The 15,247-nt window shown below is 44.6% G+C and carries 17 protein-coding genes; 16 read left to right on the forward strand and 1 reads right to left on the reverse strand.

Features of this window, described 5'->3' with window-relative positions; genetic code table 11:
* Positions 1 to 57: 57 nt before the first annotated feature.
* The 12 genes from LRL21_RS31060 (at position 58) to LRL21_RS31115 (ending at position 10,755) form a co-directional block, all read left to right on the forward strand.
* A complete protein-coding gene (locus tag LRL21_RS31060; protein WP_240419649.1) occupies positions 58 to 864 on the forward strand; it encodes a GNAT family N-acetyltransferase in 807 nt (268 codons plus the stop codon).
* 26 nt (positions 865 to 890) lie between these two features.
* Positions 891 to 1,847: a lysophospholipid acyltransferase family protein gene (locus LRL21_RS31065; RefSeq protein ID WP_240419650.1), complete on the forward strand. Its 957-nt coding sequence runs from the start codon at positions 891 to 893 to the stop codon at positions 1,845 to 1,847.
* Positions 1,848 to 1,920: 73 nt separating this feature from the next.
* A complete protein-coding gene (locus LRL21_RS31070; RefSeq protein ID WP_240419651.1) occupies positions 1,921 to 2,136 on the forward strand; it encodes a hypothetical protein in 216 nt (71 codons plus the stop codon).
* Positions 2,137 to 2,307: 171 nt separating this feature from the next.
* A complete protein-coding gene (locus LRL21_RS31075) occupies positions 2,308 to 4,593 on the forward strand; it encodes a DEAD/DEAH box helicase (RefSeq protein ID WP_240419652.1) in 2,286 nt (761 codons plus the stop codon).
* The gene (locus LRL21_RS31080) at positions 4,590 to 6,026 is read left to right on the forward strand and encodes a ribonuclease H-like domain-containing protein (RefSeq protein WP_240419653.1); all 1,437 of its coding nucleotides are present in this window, start codon (positions 4,590 to 4,592) and stop codon (positions 6,024 to 6,026) included. Before LRL21_RS31075 ends, LRL21_RS31080 begins: the two co-directional genes overlap by 4 nt.
* A 157-nt stretch (positions 6,027 to 6,183) precedes the next feature.
* Positions 6,184 to 6,567 carry a cyclic-phosphate processing receiver domain-containing protein gene (locus tag LRL21_RS31085; protein WP_240419654.1) on the forward strand — a complete coding sequence of 128 codons (384 nt, stop codon included), beginning with the start codon at positions 6,184 to 6,186 and terminating at the stop codon, positions 6,565 to 6,567.
* Between the two features lie 9 nt (positions 6,568 to 6,576).
* Positions 6,577 to 7,353, forward strand: coding sequence for an ABC transporter ATP-binding protein (locus LRL21_RS31090; RefSeq protein ID WP_240419655.1), 777 nt, complete (start codon positions 6,577 to 6,579; stop codon positions 7,351 to 7,353).
* Positions 7,353 to 8,387 carry an SAM-dependent methyltransferase gene (locus LRL21_RS31095; protein ID WP_240419656.1) on the forward strand — a complete coding sequence of 345 codons (1,035 nt, stop codon included), beginning with the start codon at positions 7,353 to 7,355 and terminating at the stop codon, positions 8,385 to 8,387. Before LRL21_RS31090 ends, LRL21_RS31095 begins: the two co-directional genes overlap by 1 nt.
* A 60-nt stretch (positions 8,388 to 8,447) precedes the next feature.
* Positions 8,448 to 9,098 carry a class I SAM-dependent methyltransferase gene (locus tag LRL21_RS31100; RefSeq protein WP_240419657.1) on the forward strand — a complete coding sequence of 217 codons (651 nt, stop codon included), beginning with the start codon at positions 8,448 to 8,450 and terminating at the stop codon, positions 9,096 to 9,098.
* A gap of 282 nt (positions 9,099 to 9,380) precedes the next feature.
* Positions 9,381 to 9,914, forward strand: coding sequence for a pantetheine-phosphate adenylyltransferase (coaD, locus tag LRL21_RS31105; protein ID WP_240419658.1), 534 nt, complete (start codon positions 9,381 to 9,383; stop codon positions 9,912 to 9,914).
* 16 nt (positions 9,915 to 9,930) lie between these two features.
* Positions 9,931 to 10,305, forward strand: coding sequence for a DUF1304 domain-containing protein (locus LRL21_RS31110; RefSeq protein WP_240419659.1), 375 nt, complete (start codon positions 9,931 to 9,933; stop codon positions 10,303 to 10,305).
* A 48-nt stretch (positions 10,306 to 10,353) separates the two neighbouring features.
* Positions 10,354 to 10,755: a hypothetical protein gene (locus LRL21_RS31115; RefSeq protein WP_240419660.1), complete on the forward strand. Its 402-nt coding sequence runs from the start codon at positions 10,354 to 10,356 to the stop codon at positions 10,753 to 10,755.
* A 138-nt stretch (positions 10,756 to 10,893) separates the two neighbouring features.
* Here the strand turns inward: LRL21_RS31115 and LRL21_RS45845 are convergent, their stop codons facing one another.
* Complete coding sequence (locus LRL21_RS45845; RefSeq protein ID WP_275900984.1) at positions 10,894 to 11,016, reverse strand: hypothetical protein; 123 nt, start codon at positions 11,014 to 11,016, stop codon at positions 10,894 to 10,896.
* A 95-nt stretch (positions 11,017 to 11,111) separates the two neighbouring features.
* On the opposite strand from LRL21_RS45845, the gene LRL21_RS31120 reads away from it, so the two are divergent.
* Genes LRL21_RS31120 through LRL21_RS31135 form a run of 4 tightly spaced genes read left to right on the forward strand, consistent with a single transcriptional unit; the run spans position 11,112 to position 15,219 of the window.
* Entirely contained in the window at positions 11,112 to 12,248 is a 1,137-nt protein-coding gene (locus LRL21_RS31120; protein ID WP_240419661.1) for an AAA family ATPase, read from the forward strand.
* The gene (locus LRL21_RS31125; RefSeq protein ID WP_240419662.1) at positions 12,235 to 13,458 is read left to right on the forward strand and encodes a TadA family conjugal transfer-associated ATPase; all 1,224 of its coding nucleotides are present in this window, start codon (positions 12,235 to 12,237) and stop codon (positions 13,456 to 13,458) included. Before LRL21_RS31120 ends, LRL21_RS31125 begins: the two co-directional genes overlap by 14 nt.
* A gap of 36 nt (positions 13,459 to 13,494) precedes the next feature.
* Positions 13,495 to 14,340, forward strand: coding sequence for a type II secretion system F family protein (locus tag LRL21_RS31130; protein WP_240419663.1), 846 nt, complete (start codon positions 13,495 to 13,497; stop codon positions 14,338 to 14,340).
* 15 nt (positions 14,341 to 14,355) lie between these two features.
* Complete coding sequence (locus LRL21_RS31135) at positions 14,356 to 15,219, forward strand: type II secretion system protein (protein ID WP_240419664.1); 864 nt, start codon at positions 14,356 to 14,358, stop codon at positions 15,217 to 15,219.
* Positions 15,220 to 15,247: the final 28 nt, after the last annotated feature.

Raw genomic sequence — 15,247 nt, forward strand, 5'->3', positions numbered from 1 at the left:
AATTTATTCATAACACGAAAACGTCAACTTAATAAATCTCTGCTACGCTGTAGATATATGACTAAACCAACTTTCCTGAAGAAGGGCGTGTTGATGATGCCAACTACTGCTGTTCATCCTGTTCCTCTGTCAAACTTGTCTGTGAAAGTAGCTACCCGATCATGGGAGATTGAGCAAGCCATGCGTTTAAGGTATCAGGTTTTTGTAGAAGAGGAAAAAAATATGCAGATGCTGAATGAAAGTGGCTTGGAGCAGGACCGTTACGATATGTATTGTGATCATTTAATTGTTACGGATTTGGAACAGCAGCAAATAGTGGGGACGTATAGGTTATTGCCAGGTTTACGTGCATTGGCGGGCATTGGCTTTTATTCGGAAACAGAGTTCGATTTGAGATCGTTTCAGGAGCACAAGCCGCATACGTTGGAGCTGGGACGCAGCTGTATTGCCCCTGCTTACCGTAGTGGTAAGGCGATTCACCTGCTGTGGGAAGGAATAGCCAAGTATATTGCCGAGCATCATTATTCATATTTAATCGGCTGTGCCAGTGTGCACGTGAGCTCTCTGGAGGATCTTAACGCCATCTACAGCATGCTGCGCTTCAAGCAGGTAATCACAGACCGTTACGGAATACAACCGCTGGAATCTCATCGCATTTCGGGTTTGCAGCAGATACCAAGTGAGCTCAATGAAAAAGAAATATTCCGTAAGCTGCCTCCGCTTATGAAGGGCTATCAATACCTGGGTGCGCAGATTGGAGGCGATCCAGCATACGATAACTGTTTTGAGACGGTAGATTTTTTTATTGTTTTGGAAAAGGATCGCTTGGCTCGTAAATACAAAAAGCATTTTCTGAATCAATAAATCGTAAACCGGGAGGCATCCTTTGTATGTATGAATGGATTGGTAAATTTACAGAAAATCAACGATTAATACAAAAAATGGCTGTTTGGTGCAGGTGGATACCTAAGCCTTGTATACTTATGCTGCTTGCATGCGCAGCGGTTATTCTGCAGTTGTCAATATTTAGCAAGGGAATGCGTATCAAAATTGATGCTAACCTGAGCACATTGCTGAAGGATCGAAGTACTGAGGAGTTAATGCGTATCCGCCAGCAGTTTTTTCACAATTTGGTCAGTACACTTTACGAAATCATAGTGGAGTCCAAACATCTGGAAGGCAGTGAATCGTGGCGATTTCGGGTTGAGGGCGAGGATCATCTTAAGGAGGCACTACAGCTTGGCCGAGGCGCTATCATCTATGCTCCGCATGTGGGCAACTTCTTTTATTATTACTGGTATCTTAGTCAAAAATATAAGTGCCTCACAATAGCTACTGCCGAAAGTCCTGAGCTGCGCCCCTTGTATGAGCAATTTCAATTAATGGGCTGTGAAGGCCTGGATTATGATCGCACCCCGCCTTTACTGCTGCTTCGCAAATTAAAAAAGCATTTGAAAAACAATGGGGTTGTGTTTATTCTGGGGGATTTTTATCGGCCTACTTTTCCACAATCTCAATTTTTCGGACGGAAAAGTCGTACACCAGAGGGCGCAGCCTTGCTGTCCTTAGATCAACGTGTACCGATTATTCCCTTTTATGGACGAAGAGATCAGGGATTCAAGCACTGTCTTATATTCGAGCAGCCGCTGCATTTATATGCCTGTTATAAAAACTCTCAACGGTCTGAAGCCACTCAACTACTTAATCGATATATGGAATCGGTTATACGCAAACATCCTGAGCAGTGGTTTTACTGGTTCAATGTAGAAGAACGCTTTAAAATCGATTTCAAGGAAGAAGATGAACAAAACTTGGATTATGATAAAATATTGCGTGTTTCATCTTGAAACTATGCATATTGATTATGATTTGGGATATACTAGTTCAGGTGAAAAAACTACTCTCAGGAGGGGCTGCAGCATGGATTTTACAAGTCACGATATTGCAGTAATCGAGCAAGCCTTGCATCTGGCCATGAGTATGAAAGGTAACGATTCAAAAGCGCAGCAGTTTCGTGAGGTGTTAATCAAGCTGCAAAGCAATTCGGCTGCAGCCTTCAGCGGCGGTAATTATCTGCAAAAAGAGGAACGTGATGGATTACGCTACGATTATGATGATTCCTCTGACCTGCTGTAATTAAATAAATTTTTTGTTCAAAAGTTCAATTTCTGGCCCTGGCGGAACAATATTCCGTTCAGGGCTATTTTATATGTGCCCAGCAGGATAAACAAATAATTGATATAAGAACGTACATTCGCTATAATATAAGCTACTACAATCCGGCTTTTAAATGAGGAGCTTGATCCCATGAACCCATTAACCGGCAAGGTTGATTCCATAGATGAAATGATCCAATTAGTGAAAAATACTCCAGAGCTGATGTCTCAGGTTACATACTGGCATACGATTCCGCCGCGTGATCCGATGTATGATGCATTCCCGTCTGAGCTTCATCCCATTTTGTTAGCTGCTCTGAAGGTCAAAGGAATTGAAGGGCTGTATACGCACCAGGCGCAATCGTTTCGCGAGGCAGCAGCAGGCCATCACGTTGTTACCGTAACTCCAACTGCATCCGGTAAAACCCTTTGTTATAACCTGCCGGTTTTACAGGAAATACTGAATAATGATAGCTCACGTGCGCTATATTTGTTTCCGACTAAGGCGTTGGCTCAAGATCAGGTATCAGAGCTTCAGGAAACCGTTAACCGGATGGGAGCCGATATTAAGACTCACACCTACGATGGGGATACGCCTCCAACGGTAAGGCAGGCTATTCGCAATGCAGGTCACATTGTTGTGACCAATCCGGATATGCTCCACTCCGCTATTCTTCCCCACCATACCAAGTGGGTTAAGCTGTTCGAAAATATTAAGTATATCGTCATTGATGAAGTCCACTCATATCGCGGCGTATTTGGCAGTCATGTAGCCAATGTGATTCGAAGACTGAAGCGAATTTGTCGATTCTACGGTTCCTCTCCACAATTTATATGTGCGTCAGCAACCATTGATAATCCACAGGAGCACGCAGAGCGTCTGATCGGCGAACCCGTTTCATTGGTCAGCCGCAACGGAGCTCCAGCTGGTGAAAAGCATTTTGTTTTTTATAATCCGCCTGTTGTAAATCAACAATTAGGTATACGGAAGAGCAGTGTATTGGAAACCCGTAAAATAGCAGGCATGCTGCTCAAGCAAGGTGTACAGACGATTGTATTTGCCAGAAGTCGTGTACGTGTTGAGCTGCTGCTTACGTACTTGCAGGACCTGATCAAGCATGAGTTGGGAGACAAGTCGATTCGCGGTTATCGCGGCGGGTATTTGCCCCAGCTGCGACGGGAGATTGAGCGCGGACTGCGTAATGGAGAGATTCGCGGAGTCGTCAGTACGAATGCCCTGGAGCTGGGTATTGATATCGGACAGCTGCAGGCATGTGTGCTTAACGGATATCCGGGGACGATTGCCAGCACCTGGCAGCAATCCGGACGCGCAGGCAGAAGGCAGGAGAGCTCCATCACGTTTTTGGTTGCAAGCAGCAACCCGCTTGATCAATATATGATCCAAAATCCACGATATTTCATTGAACGTCCACCTGAGCAGGCGCGAATTCATCCTGATAATTTGATCATATTGGTCGATCATGTCAAATGTGCGGCGTATGAGCTTCCTTTTGAAGAGGGAGAGCAATTCGGTGGCGAATCATTAAAGGATGTTTTGGAATTTTTGACCGAGGAGCATATCCTGCACGTCGTGAAAAATCGTTGGTATTGGATGGATCAGTCTTTCCCTGCCCATGATATTTCATTACGCTCCGCAGCTCAGGAAAACTTTGTCATAGTAGATATGACTAATGGTACGCGGGTTATTGGAGAAGTGGATCGATTCAGTGCACCGACTATGATTCATGAAGAAGCCATCTATATCCATGAGGGCATTCAGTTCCAGGTGGAAAAGCTTGACTATGAAGAGAAAAAAGCGTTCGTACGCCAGGTGAATGTCGATTATTTTACAGACGCAAGCATGGCCGTCCAGCTAAAGGTGCTTCATGTACACCGCGAAGTGGAGGAGCATGGACTGCATCGTAATTATGGCGAAGTAACTCTGAATGCAAAACCGACTATTTTCAAAAAAATCAGATTGCGGACTCACGAGAATATTGGCTCAGGACCGATTCATTTGCCTGAGGAGGAGCTGCACACCAGCTCTTATTGGTTTACCTTTTCGGAACAAGCCTCAGCGGAAACCTCGGTTAATGATATGCAGTTTGCGCTGCTCGGCTTATCCAATGTATTGGTGCATATCGCACCGCTTTATTTGATGTGTGATCCACGGGATATTCGTGTAGTGCCGCAGGTACGTGCTATTCACAATAAGCTGCCAACGATATTTTTCTACGATAGTTATCCTGGGGGTGTGGGCTTGAGTGAACGACTATATGACGTCCATGGTGAATTAATAGCTGAAGCGAAGCGGCTTATTTCAAACTGTCAATGTTTAAGCGGCTGTCCTGCCTGTGTTGGGCCCATTGAAGAGGTTGGATTGATGGGTAAGCAGCTTTCACTCAGCTTGCTGCGACGGCTGGAGGTAACGCAATGAGTGGACTTCGTGAAAGGCTGCTGCGCCACAAATCGTCGGGAAGCCAAACGAAACCCGCTGCTGCATTGGATACTTCTGTTCAGACATCGGAATGGTCAGTAATTGACGCTCATATGGAACACAATGAATGGGGCTCGTTTGTGATGAGACGGCGTTACTATGACCAGCAGGCCAAGCATGGGCATTACGCGTTGAGTGAACTGTTGGGACAGTCCGATAAGCTGCTCCATCTGCTGGGAGCTGAGGCAGTGACTCCAGAGGAGCAGGATGGTCTAACTCATGAAAAATTGCTATATCTCGATACGGAGACAACAGGTCTTGGGATTGGTACGGGAAACGTCGCTTTTATGATCGGTATCGGTTTTTATGAAAAAGATCAGTTTGTCGTAGAGCAGATGTTTATTCGTGATCCGGGTGAGGAGCTGGGCATGCTTCATCATCTGCACGAGAAAATAGCCGAGCATCCTTATTTGGTGACGTATAACGGCAAAACTTTTGATTGGCCGATCATTAAGAACCGTTATATTTTGAATCGTATGCAGCTGGACACCCAGATTGCTGGACACTTTGACTTTTTATACCCATCGCGCAGTTTGTGGAAGCATACACTACCCTCATGTCGGTTGGGTAAGGTAGAGGAGGAACAGCTTGGCGTTGTACGTAAGGATGATGTGGCAGGAGCGCTTGCTCCTGTGCTCTATTTTCAATATTTGGCAGAACGAAAAGTTTCTATTGTCGAGGGCGTATTTATTCATAATGAACTCGATATTTTATCGTTGGCTGGTTTATCGATTCATTTTGCAAGGATTTTGAGCGGGAAAAGCAATTTTAAGGACATGGGCTTGGAAGAGCTGTATCGGCTGGGTGTATGGTTGGACAAGCTGAACCAGCAGTGGATGTCAGAGCAAGCACTGGAGTGTCTGGCCAAGCGGATTACAGGTGCAGACAGTGAGGAAGAAGAGCAAGGGGCTGATGACTATTTGCTGCCGCTAGCCCAGGTGTATAAGCAGCAGCACCGTTATACAGCAGCGCGGGATTTGTGGGAACTGTATGTGGAGCGCAGAAAAGAACGCACGACAGCTTCATTGGACGCTTATGTCGAATTGTCCATGCATTATGAGCATCGAGAGAAGCAGTATGGGTTGGCTCTGTCCTATGCCGAGCAAGCACTAGACAAAGCATGGCGACAGCATTCTTTAAAGCGTTCCTATGGGGGCGGAGGTGTTAGGTCAACTGGAAAACGTCAATCATCAAAATCACTCGAACATGTGCAAGAAAGTGGTATCGCAGATTTGGAGAAGCGCATCCAACGATTACGACAAAAGTCCGCCAGAGCTAACAACCAGTTGACAAAGGATAAGAAAAGGACAGTTACCCGAAGTCAGGTTGGATCAGAATCAGATCTTGTTCTGACGATGGATAACCTGATTTAAACGAAGATAAGCTCTATTCTTGGCATAACATAGACTTTATTTGGTAATATATAGACTACGGATTCGTGTATTTTCATCTGGGAGCGTTACAAGGCTGTGAAAATATTATACAATGTTTGCATGAGGTAGTTTCGGAGGAACACGGTCATGTCATACCATGCTGCTCATAGAGATTCTATGGAGGGTGATTGCTATCATTCATGTTTATTTGGACGACGTACGTCTGTGCCCTGCCGGTTTTGTAGCTGCCCACAATGCAGAGGAATGTATATTATTGCTTAAGGAGTGTGAGGTTGGCATTTTGTCTCTAGATTTTGATCTGGGATGGGGTCAACCAACCGGGCTGCAGGTAGCGAGTTTCCTGGCGTCTTCTCAGCGTTTTCCCAATGAAATTTATTTACATACCTCCAGCTGGAGCGGTAAACAAGCGATGTATCAGCTTTTATACCGGAGCAAGCCGGATAACGTTAAGCTGGTTAACGGACCGATGCCTCACGATATGCTTCAAACCATTGCCAATACAGCAAAGAATAGGTTGTGATCTTGTATTATGCAGCACGTAATATCATTAAGTAATGTACATTTTATCCGCGAGGAGCGGGCGATTTTATCGAATATTGAGCTTCAGGTACAACTAGGTGAACATTGGGTCATTCTTGGGAAAAATGGATCGGGCAAAACGACGATTCTGGAGATGATTAATGGATATCAATTCCCAAGCATTGGGCAGGTCCAGGTTCTGGATCATCTTTATGGACAATGTGATGTGAGAGAAGTACGTAAACAAATCGGGTACATTAGTCAATCCTTATACGAAAAACTGAATCCGGCTGATCCCGTATGGGAGGTCATCGCTACCGGCGAATATGCTTTTTTGCGTTTTTATCAGGAAATATCGCCTAAGGTGCGTACAAAGGCACTCGGGATGCTGGATGAAATACGTCTTTCACATCTGGCAGAACAGCCACTCGGCACGCTATCGCAAGGGGAACGCAAAAAGGTGATGCTGGCCAGGGCATTAATGACAAGCCCCTCGATTCTGATCATGGACGAGCCTTGCTCGGGCTTGGATTTATTTGAGCGTGAGCGGTTGCTTGAAACCGTTAATCAGCTTGGCAAGCAAAATATTACTGTATTGTATGTCACGCATCATATCGAGGAAATTATGCCGATGTTCACACATGTTGCGTTGATTGACGATGGCAAGCTCGTAGCCTCTGGCCGTAAGGAAGACGTATTGAATGAAGAAAATTTGTTGAGTGCATTTCAGGTTCCGGTTACTCTTGAATGGTTTCAAGGCCGTCCCTGGATCAAGGTACTCGGGTAATGAGTGTGGATGAGCTGCAAAGCAGCGCTTTTATCGGTACAGCCAATCGCGGCTATGGACAGCAGGCACAGGAGGAAATTCTAAGGTTGTTTGGATCGCCTATCAAGTTTGCGCATCTGGTTCCTAATGAGATATTTCTTTTCCAGCTTCCAGTGAGCAAATCTGAAGTTATTCTCAAGCTGACAACGCAAGAGCCGATGTTTCTTCGCCATATTCAGCCTGTGGACGCGGAGCTTGATTGGGATGGTGAATTGGCTTCGCTGCAGTCGTGGGCTATCAATTCTGTTCAGTTAGACGCAGAGAGCAAGGTTGCCGTGCAGGTTCGTAAAACCGAGGAGCTTACGACGGGCATTTCACAAGGTGAATATAAACAGGCACTTGACCATATATTGACGGAAACGTACGCAACAATTCCCGTTGCCAAAGGCTCGGATTTGATCGTGTCTCTTTATTTGGTTCCGGGCATTGCCTATATCGGCGTCTCCAAGCCGGAACACAATTTGTCTGATTGGTCAGGCGGTGCGATACGCTATCGCAAAGAAGAAGGGCAACTGTCACGTGCCAAGTTCAAGCTATTAGAGGCTGAGCAGGTATTCGGTCTTGATTTAACACAATACAAGACGGCGCTAGACGTCGGAGCTGCACCAGGAGGCTGGACCTCGCTGCTGCTGGAACGGGGGATCAAGGTGACAGCAATCGATCCGGCCAAGCTGGATAAGGATTTGCTAAAAAACAAAAATCTGACCTTCCATCAAAAAAATGCTGCCGATGTTAAGCTGCAGGATGCTTCCTTTGAGTTGATTGTTTGTGATATGAGCTGGAGTCCAAGACAAATGGGCAAGCTTATTAAAGGGCTTTTACCTGCACTGATTACAGGAGGAACGGCGATCATTACGGTTAAATTGATGCATAAAAAAGCTTTTCAAACAGTTCGGGAGCTTGTAGGCGATTTATCACCGGAGCTCACTGTGCAAAAGGCCAAGCAATTATTTCATAACCGCGAGGAGCTCACTTTGTTTTTTATCAAAGCGTAGCAGGTTTATGAAAAGCATGGAACACAATTATCGCAATGGTTAAAGGAGGCCAGGCTCGGAATGGCAAACGAGTATGCAGGAAGTGGCGAATTATCGAACTGGAACTCTATTTATAACATAAAAGATGAAGATCAGCCTCCAGTATATGACGATTGGCTTGTGAAGCATATGGATGTGCTGGAGGCTTCCCGACATACTGCTGTTCTTGACCTTGGCTGTGGAAATGGGTGTGACAGCTTGTTTCTATCTGAACGTGGATTTGACGTCATTTCCTGTGATTGGTCGGAGGAAGCGCTGCTGCGAGTGCGGCGGCATGTTCCGCTTGCGGATACACGGGCGGTGAATTTGCTGGAGCCGCTGCCTTTTGCTGATAATAGCGCCATTGTGATTATCGCCGATTTGAGTTTGCATTATTTCTCGTGGGAAGCGACGATAGCTATTATCAATGAACTGCAGCGTGTTTTGCAATCAGATGGTTATTTATTATGCAGAGTGAATTCTATAAAAGACGTCAATTTTGGTGCAGGTGTAGGTCAGGAAATCGAAGCTGGTTACTATGAAAATGAGGGACACAAAAAGCGATTTTTTGATAAGGAGCGACTCGAACAATTGTTTCATCAATGGCAACTCACCTACATAGAAGAAGCTGTCCTACATCGTTATGGTAAACCAAAGTTTTTATGGGAGCTGGCTGTGACCAATTTGAAATAAGTATCTTCACTTGTGATAAGAAAGCCTTCAGGTGTTACAGATTAGGAGCGAATAATGGGAGATTATTTGTTAACAAGACTGCTCGTGCCCGTCGCAATTTTTTTGGCGATTACCCTGCTTGCCTTCCTATTCGTGCCGCAGACCTGACATATCAAATAAGTAATGGGATACTACATACGTGCTTGGTGCTGCAGGTAATTATTGGATATGGACAAATAGGATGGATGTCAAAGGGCTAACACCAAGTAAAAAAGACTTGTAGATGCTAAGGAGTGATTACTCATGAAAGCCGTCTATGCAGGAAGCTTTGACCCCATTACCCTAGGACATGTGTCTGTTATTGAACGTGCCTTTAATTTATTTGACGAAGTGCATATTATTATAGCCAACAACCGGGCCAAGTCGCATTACTTTACATTACAGCAAAGAACGGAATTAGTCAGACTTTCGATTCCTGCGGAATATAATACGCGAGCGCATATTGTACCTTTTGAAGGCATCGTGGCCAATTACATTAATGAGCACAAGATTGACGTTGTGATCCGGGGAATTCGCAATGCGACTGATTTGGACTATGAGCTCCAATTGGAGCAATTTGTTCGTAATTCAACAGAAGCGGATACGATTTATTTATCGCCGTACACACCCTACATGCAAACTAGCAGTTCATTAGTTCGGATGTTTTTCCAGTCCAATAAGTACACGCTCGCCCTTAACTATATGACTCCTGATGCTTACGATCAAGCGATATGCTACATGCAGGAAACGAATCAACCACCGTCCAATAAACTTTCGAGTCCAACAAACGACTTATAGGGTCAACAATTTGGGAATGGGGGTAACTGTCATCATTATTGCTAAAATTTTAGTCGCATTAGTTGCAATAGAGCATCTGTATATTTTATATTTGGAAATGTTTATGTGGACCAAACCCAAGGGCTTGAAAGCTTTTGGTATGACACCGGCAGTAGCGGAAGCTTCAAAGTCACTTGCAGCTAATCAAGGACTGTATAATGGTTTTTTGGCAGCTGGTTTGATCTGGAGCTTGTTTCACTCTCATGTGGAGGTAGCAAAAGAACTTCAAATCTTTTTTCTGTTATGTGTTATTGTAGCAGCGATTTTCGGTGGAGTGACTGCCAAAAAGTCAATCCTGCTTGTTCAGGGACTTCCAGCCCTTGCAGCACTGCTTTTTGTTTGGCTGACATGAACCGTAGGCGTTCATAAAGGTTATTAATTACGAAATCATGGAGAATGTATGCATACTATATTTACTGCAGATATTGTAGATCCTCTTATCGTACGTATTGAAAATTACAATAGGCTGCTTAAACTCATAGACCTCAAAAGTCTGGAGGATGGCAGTTGTACGCTTCCTCATAAGGTGATGGCTAATTTTCTTGACGTGACGCACGCGGACATTGTTAAATGGATCGATAAACTGATCGACTTTGGAATTATTGAGCAGGTCGGTTCTAATAAAGCTTACAAGAGAAAGAGCTCTGAAGTAGAGAACCCTTCTTTAAATTGTTTAATAGATTTGTTAAAATTGTTCAAGCAAAACCCTAATCTCAGCTTTTCTCAGCAAGCCGAAGCTCTCGACATCTCGATCCAGGAATTGGAATATTTATTTGGAATGCTGATTCAAATTATTGAATGATGTTTTTTTGGTCTTGGGCTCTACCATGTAAAAAATAAAATTTACAATATAAGGGTTGAAAAAACCATTTGTTGTGCTATAATCAACGTAAATATGAAAAACAAATGCGGAAGCACCGCTGAACAAGAAGTTTCTTGTTTAGCGAGTGCTTTTTTTGCGTTCGTATTTGGATAAGGAGGTGCGCACATTAACAATAACGTGAAGGCTGCCATCGTGTTGGCGATTGTAGCGGTCATCCTCGTGATCAGTGGAATCATGCAAATAAAGGGGGAGATGTAGAGACGCTGCTTCACCAAACAATCGTTGCTAAGGAGCCACTAAATAAGTTGAATTACACCGACAGGGGGGATATCGGTATGGGGAAGATGAGACTCGTTTTGTTGGAGGAGGATCATTATTTCGTTGATATGTGCTCTTCCTATATTCGAACCTCTGAGCATGCGGAGAAGTTCATGTTCACGACGTTTTCGAACAAGGAACAAGGCTTTGATTATATTGAGCGGTCTAAAGAACCTTACATTTTATTGGTGCATGAAAGCTTTATGCCACTTCCAGAAAGGGTTTTTCAACAGCAGCATGGTTGTTTAATCATTCTAAGCGATGTTCCTGTTGCAGCGGATGTAATGGAATATCCAATCTTGTGCAAATATCAGCCGCTGAATCAGTTTGTTTCACATATTATCTCACACTTTAATGAGTATACGTCGAGTCCAAGATTAAGAGGCAATCATTCGGCAGAGGTCATTTCCGTGTACTCCACAGTTGGCGGAAGCGGGAAGACAGTCACAGCGACTCATTTGGCACGAGAGCTGGTCTATCAGGGGAAGCGGGTATTTTATTTGAACCTGGAACAGCTGCCCTCCTTATCATGGCTGGATGACGGCTTGAAGCAAGCAGAAAATAATTTATCGCGCATTTTGTACTATGGGAAAACGAGTGAACAATTGCAGACGGCAAAGGTAGAGCTGTATAAGAGACGGCATCCAGTTATGGGTTTTGATTATTTTCCGGGTATGTGCGAGCCTGCAGAAATGGATGAAATAACCGATAAGGATACACAATCCTTGATACGTTCAGTGCTTGCAACAGGAGCCTACGATTACATCATCCTTGATTTGGATTCAGCTCTTCAACCCAGAACCAAAGCTGCTTTGCGGATTAGTGACCAGGTCCTATGGCTAGTGCTTGATGATCGAGTTCATTGGGACAAAACACAAGTATTAATGAATCTGCTGCGTTCAAGTTTAGATGATCATGAGGCGGATTGGGGGCGTAAGCTTTATGTAGTCGTGAACAAATTCAATGGAAATTTATTGAATGACCGTTCAACCTTGCCTGCTGCGATTGCTGGGTATTTGCCCTATATTCCCGAATGGAAAGCACATGCTGCTGTTGAAGCCTTGCAGGTAAGAGGGGTTTTCAGTGAAGGGCTCTCCAAGTTGTCCTTATTATCCTCATTCCGGGCGGAGGCACATAGCTATGCTGTCGGATGAAGATTTCGCTGGCTTAAAACAATCAATCAAAGAAAAGCTCGATTTATCTTATTCGGTGACGGACCAGCAGCTGATGGATATGGTGGAGCAGGAGGTATTTGCGCTCTCCTTTGACCACTATCAGACCGCCGGGCAAAAGCACGCTTTGGTACTGAGGCTTTTTAACTCATTTCGAGGGTTGGACGTTTTGCAGCCCTTGGTCGATAATCCAGCGGTTACGGAAATCATGATTAACCGTCACGATCAAATATTTATCGAGCAGGAGGGTCGTGTCCGATTAACGAATGTGAAATTCGAAAGCAAGGAGAAGCTGGAGGACGTCATTCAGGCGATTGTTGCCAAAGTAAACCGAGCAGTCAATGAGGCTAATCCGATTGTGGACGCCAGGCTGTTGGACGGATCACGTGTCAATGTGGTGCTCTCGCCTGTGGCACTTGAAGGGCCTGCCATGACAATCCGTAAATTCCCGGAATCTCCTCTGACACTGGATAATTTAGTAGCCAGAGGTGCATTAACAAAAGAAGCGGCTGATTTTCTAATAAATTTGGTGAAAGCCAAATACAATCTGTTCATTGGAGGTGGCACAGGCTCCGGAAAAACAACCTTTCTTAATGCTCTGTCGCAATATATCCCTGACGATGAAAGGATTATTACAATCGAGGATTCAGCAGAGCTGCAAATCCGAACAGTACCGAATCTAGTGCGCATGGAAACTCGAAATGCCAATACGGAAGGAAAAGGCGAGATCACGATACGTGATTTGATCCGTTCCTCGCTCCGTATGAGACCTAATCGAATCATAGTTGGAGAGGTACGTGGCGCAGAGGCTCTGGATATGCTATCCGCCATGAATACTGGACATGATGGAAGCCTTTCTACTGGTCATGCGAATTCAAGTACGGATATGCTCAGCCGACTGGAAACGATGGTGTTAAGCGGTGCAGCACTGCCCGTTGAAGTTGTACGCAAACAGATCTGTTCAGCGATTGATATTATGATTCACCTCCAACGGCTTCGTGATCGTTCGCGCAGAGTGACTGAGATCAGTGAGATCATTGGCATGGAAGGGGGCGAGGTCAAGTTGAATCGGTTATTCGAATTTGTAGAAAGGGGAGATGACAAGGAGGGTCGTGTGATCGGTGAGCTTATGCTGACAGGGAATGTGCTGACTAGGCAGGAGAAGCTGGCTATGTCGGGCTATGCTCTGTAAACCGAGTTTAGTCACCAAAGGAAAGGAGACAGCAGCTTGTATATTGTAATGGTGGCAGTATTGCTGGGCGGTGGCTTTTGGATATATATCACTTCCAAACGCTCGAATAAACCCAACCAGGTAGCAAAGGGTCCTCAACTGCTCCAGTACAATGTGTACGAAATGAGTTCGGTAGAATTAATCGTTACAGTGGTAATAGCTATGGGGATTTTGGGTGGGATTGGTTATGTATTTTATCAGCATGTGATTGCTGCTTTACTGATCTCATTGGCAGGTATCTACTATCCGAAAATCCGTAGAAAAGATCTTATCCGCAAACGCAAGGCGCTTCTTCAATTGCAGTTCAAGCAAGCATTAGCTTCGTTATCATCAGCCTTGGGGGCAGGTAAATCGGTTGAAAATGCATTCCAGGAAGCACTAGTTGATTTGAGGTTGTTGTATCCGGATCCACGTGCGCTCATTGTGAAGGAGCTGGAAACGATTAATCGGCGAATTGAAAATGGAGAAACGATTGAGATGGCCCTTAAGGATTTGAGTGAACGGACACAGATTGATGATATTCAGCAATTTACAGAAGTATTTGCAACCTGCAAGCGAACGGGAGGTAATCTGGTTCATGTCATCCGGCGTACAGCCTCGATTATTCAGGAAAAGCTGGACATTCAGCAGGAAATTGCGGTCATGATGGCACAAAAACGTTTTGAATCGAGAGTGCTTGCTTTTGCACCCGTTATCGTAATTGCTGTGCTTAGCTTCAGTTCTCCGGATTACATGGAACCGATGTACAAAGGGTTAACAGGATATTTAATCATGAGCGCAGCATTACTGATACTTCTTGGATGCTTTGGCATAACAAAAATGATTATGAATATTAAGGTGTGATGATCGACTGTGTACATGCTGGCTTTGCTGTGTGTAGAGCTTGTGATTGCTGGAGTGATTTTAATGCTGGCAAACCCGCTGTATAAGGGATTTGTCAAGGAGCACCAAGTACTGTTAAAGCTTACTATTGTTGCCCCAGTATCGCTGTGGCTGATGGACAAGCTGAGGGTAGCCGATCGGTTGCCTGAAAGTATCTCAAAGATACACCATATGATGTTTGGTTTATACGGAAGTAAGACCGCTATGATTCGCACCAAATGCTTTATTGTCGGAATGGTTTCGTATTCGATTCTGATCGTTATAGGAAGCACTTTTCTTGGATGGGCTTCGGATGTAGGGGCGGAAATGCTTGCATATGGGAGTGGGCTTTTATTGTTTTTACCGTTTCTCCTGTACAAAAATCTGGCAAGTCAGCTTCTCAAGAAAAAAAGACAGATGCTGCTTGATTTGCCGGAAATGGTGAATCAAATTGTACTGCTTGTAAATGCAGGAGAAACTGTGCAAAAGGCGTTGATGCGCTGCATCGAGCGAAATCCAAATGTACAGCAAAGTCCGTTGTTAACGGAGCTTTCAATTGCTGCTTATGAAATCGGGATGAACGCCTCTTTCACCAAATCAATGGAAGATTTCAATAAACGCTGCGGAGTGCAGGAGGTATCCTTGTTCACGACTACATTGCTGCTCAATTACAAAAGAGGTGGCGATGAGCTGGTGATGTCACTCAAGGAGCTGTCTTTTACCTTATGGGAAAAGCGAAAATCCATTGCCAAAACACTTGGAGAAGAGGCCTCATCCAAAATGGTGTTTCCGATGGTGTTCATATTCCTGGTTGTCATGATTGTGGTAGCGGCACCGGCAATTTTGATGATGGAGCAATAAGTGAAACTGAAATATATACAATGAATTG

The sequence above is a fragment of the Paenibacillus periandrae genome, from assembly GCF_022458865.1.
Classification (GTDB): Bacteria; Bacillota; Bacilli; order Paenibacillales; family NBRC-103111; genus Paenibacillus_S; species Paenibacillus_S periandrae.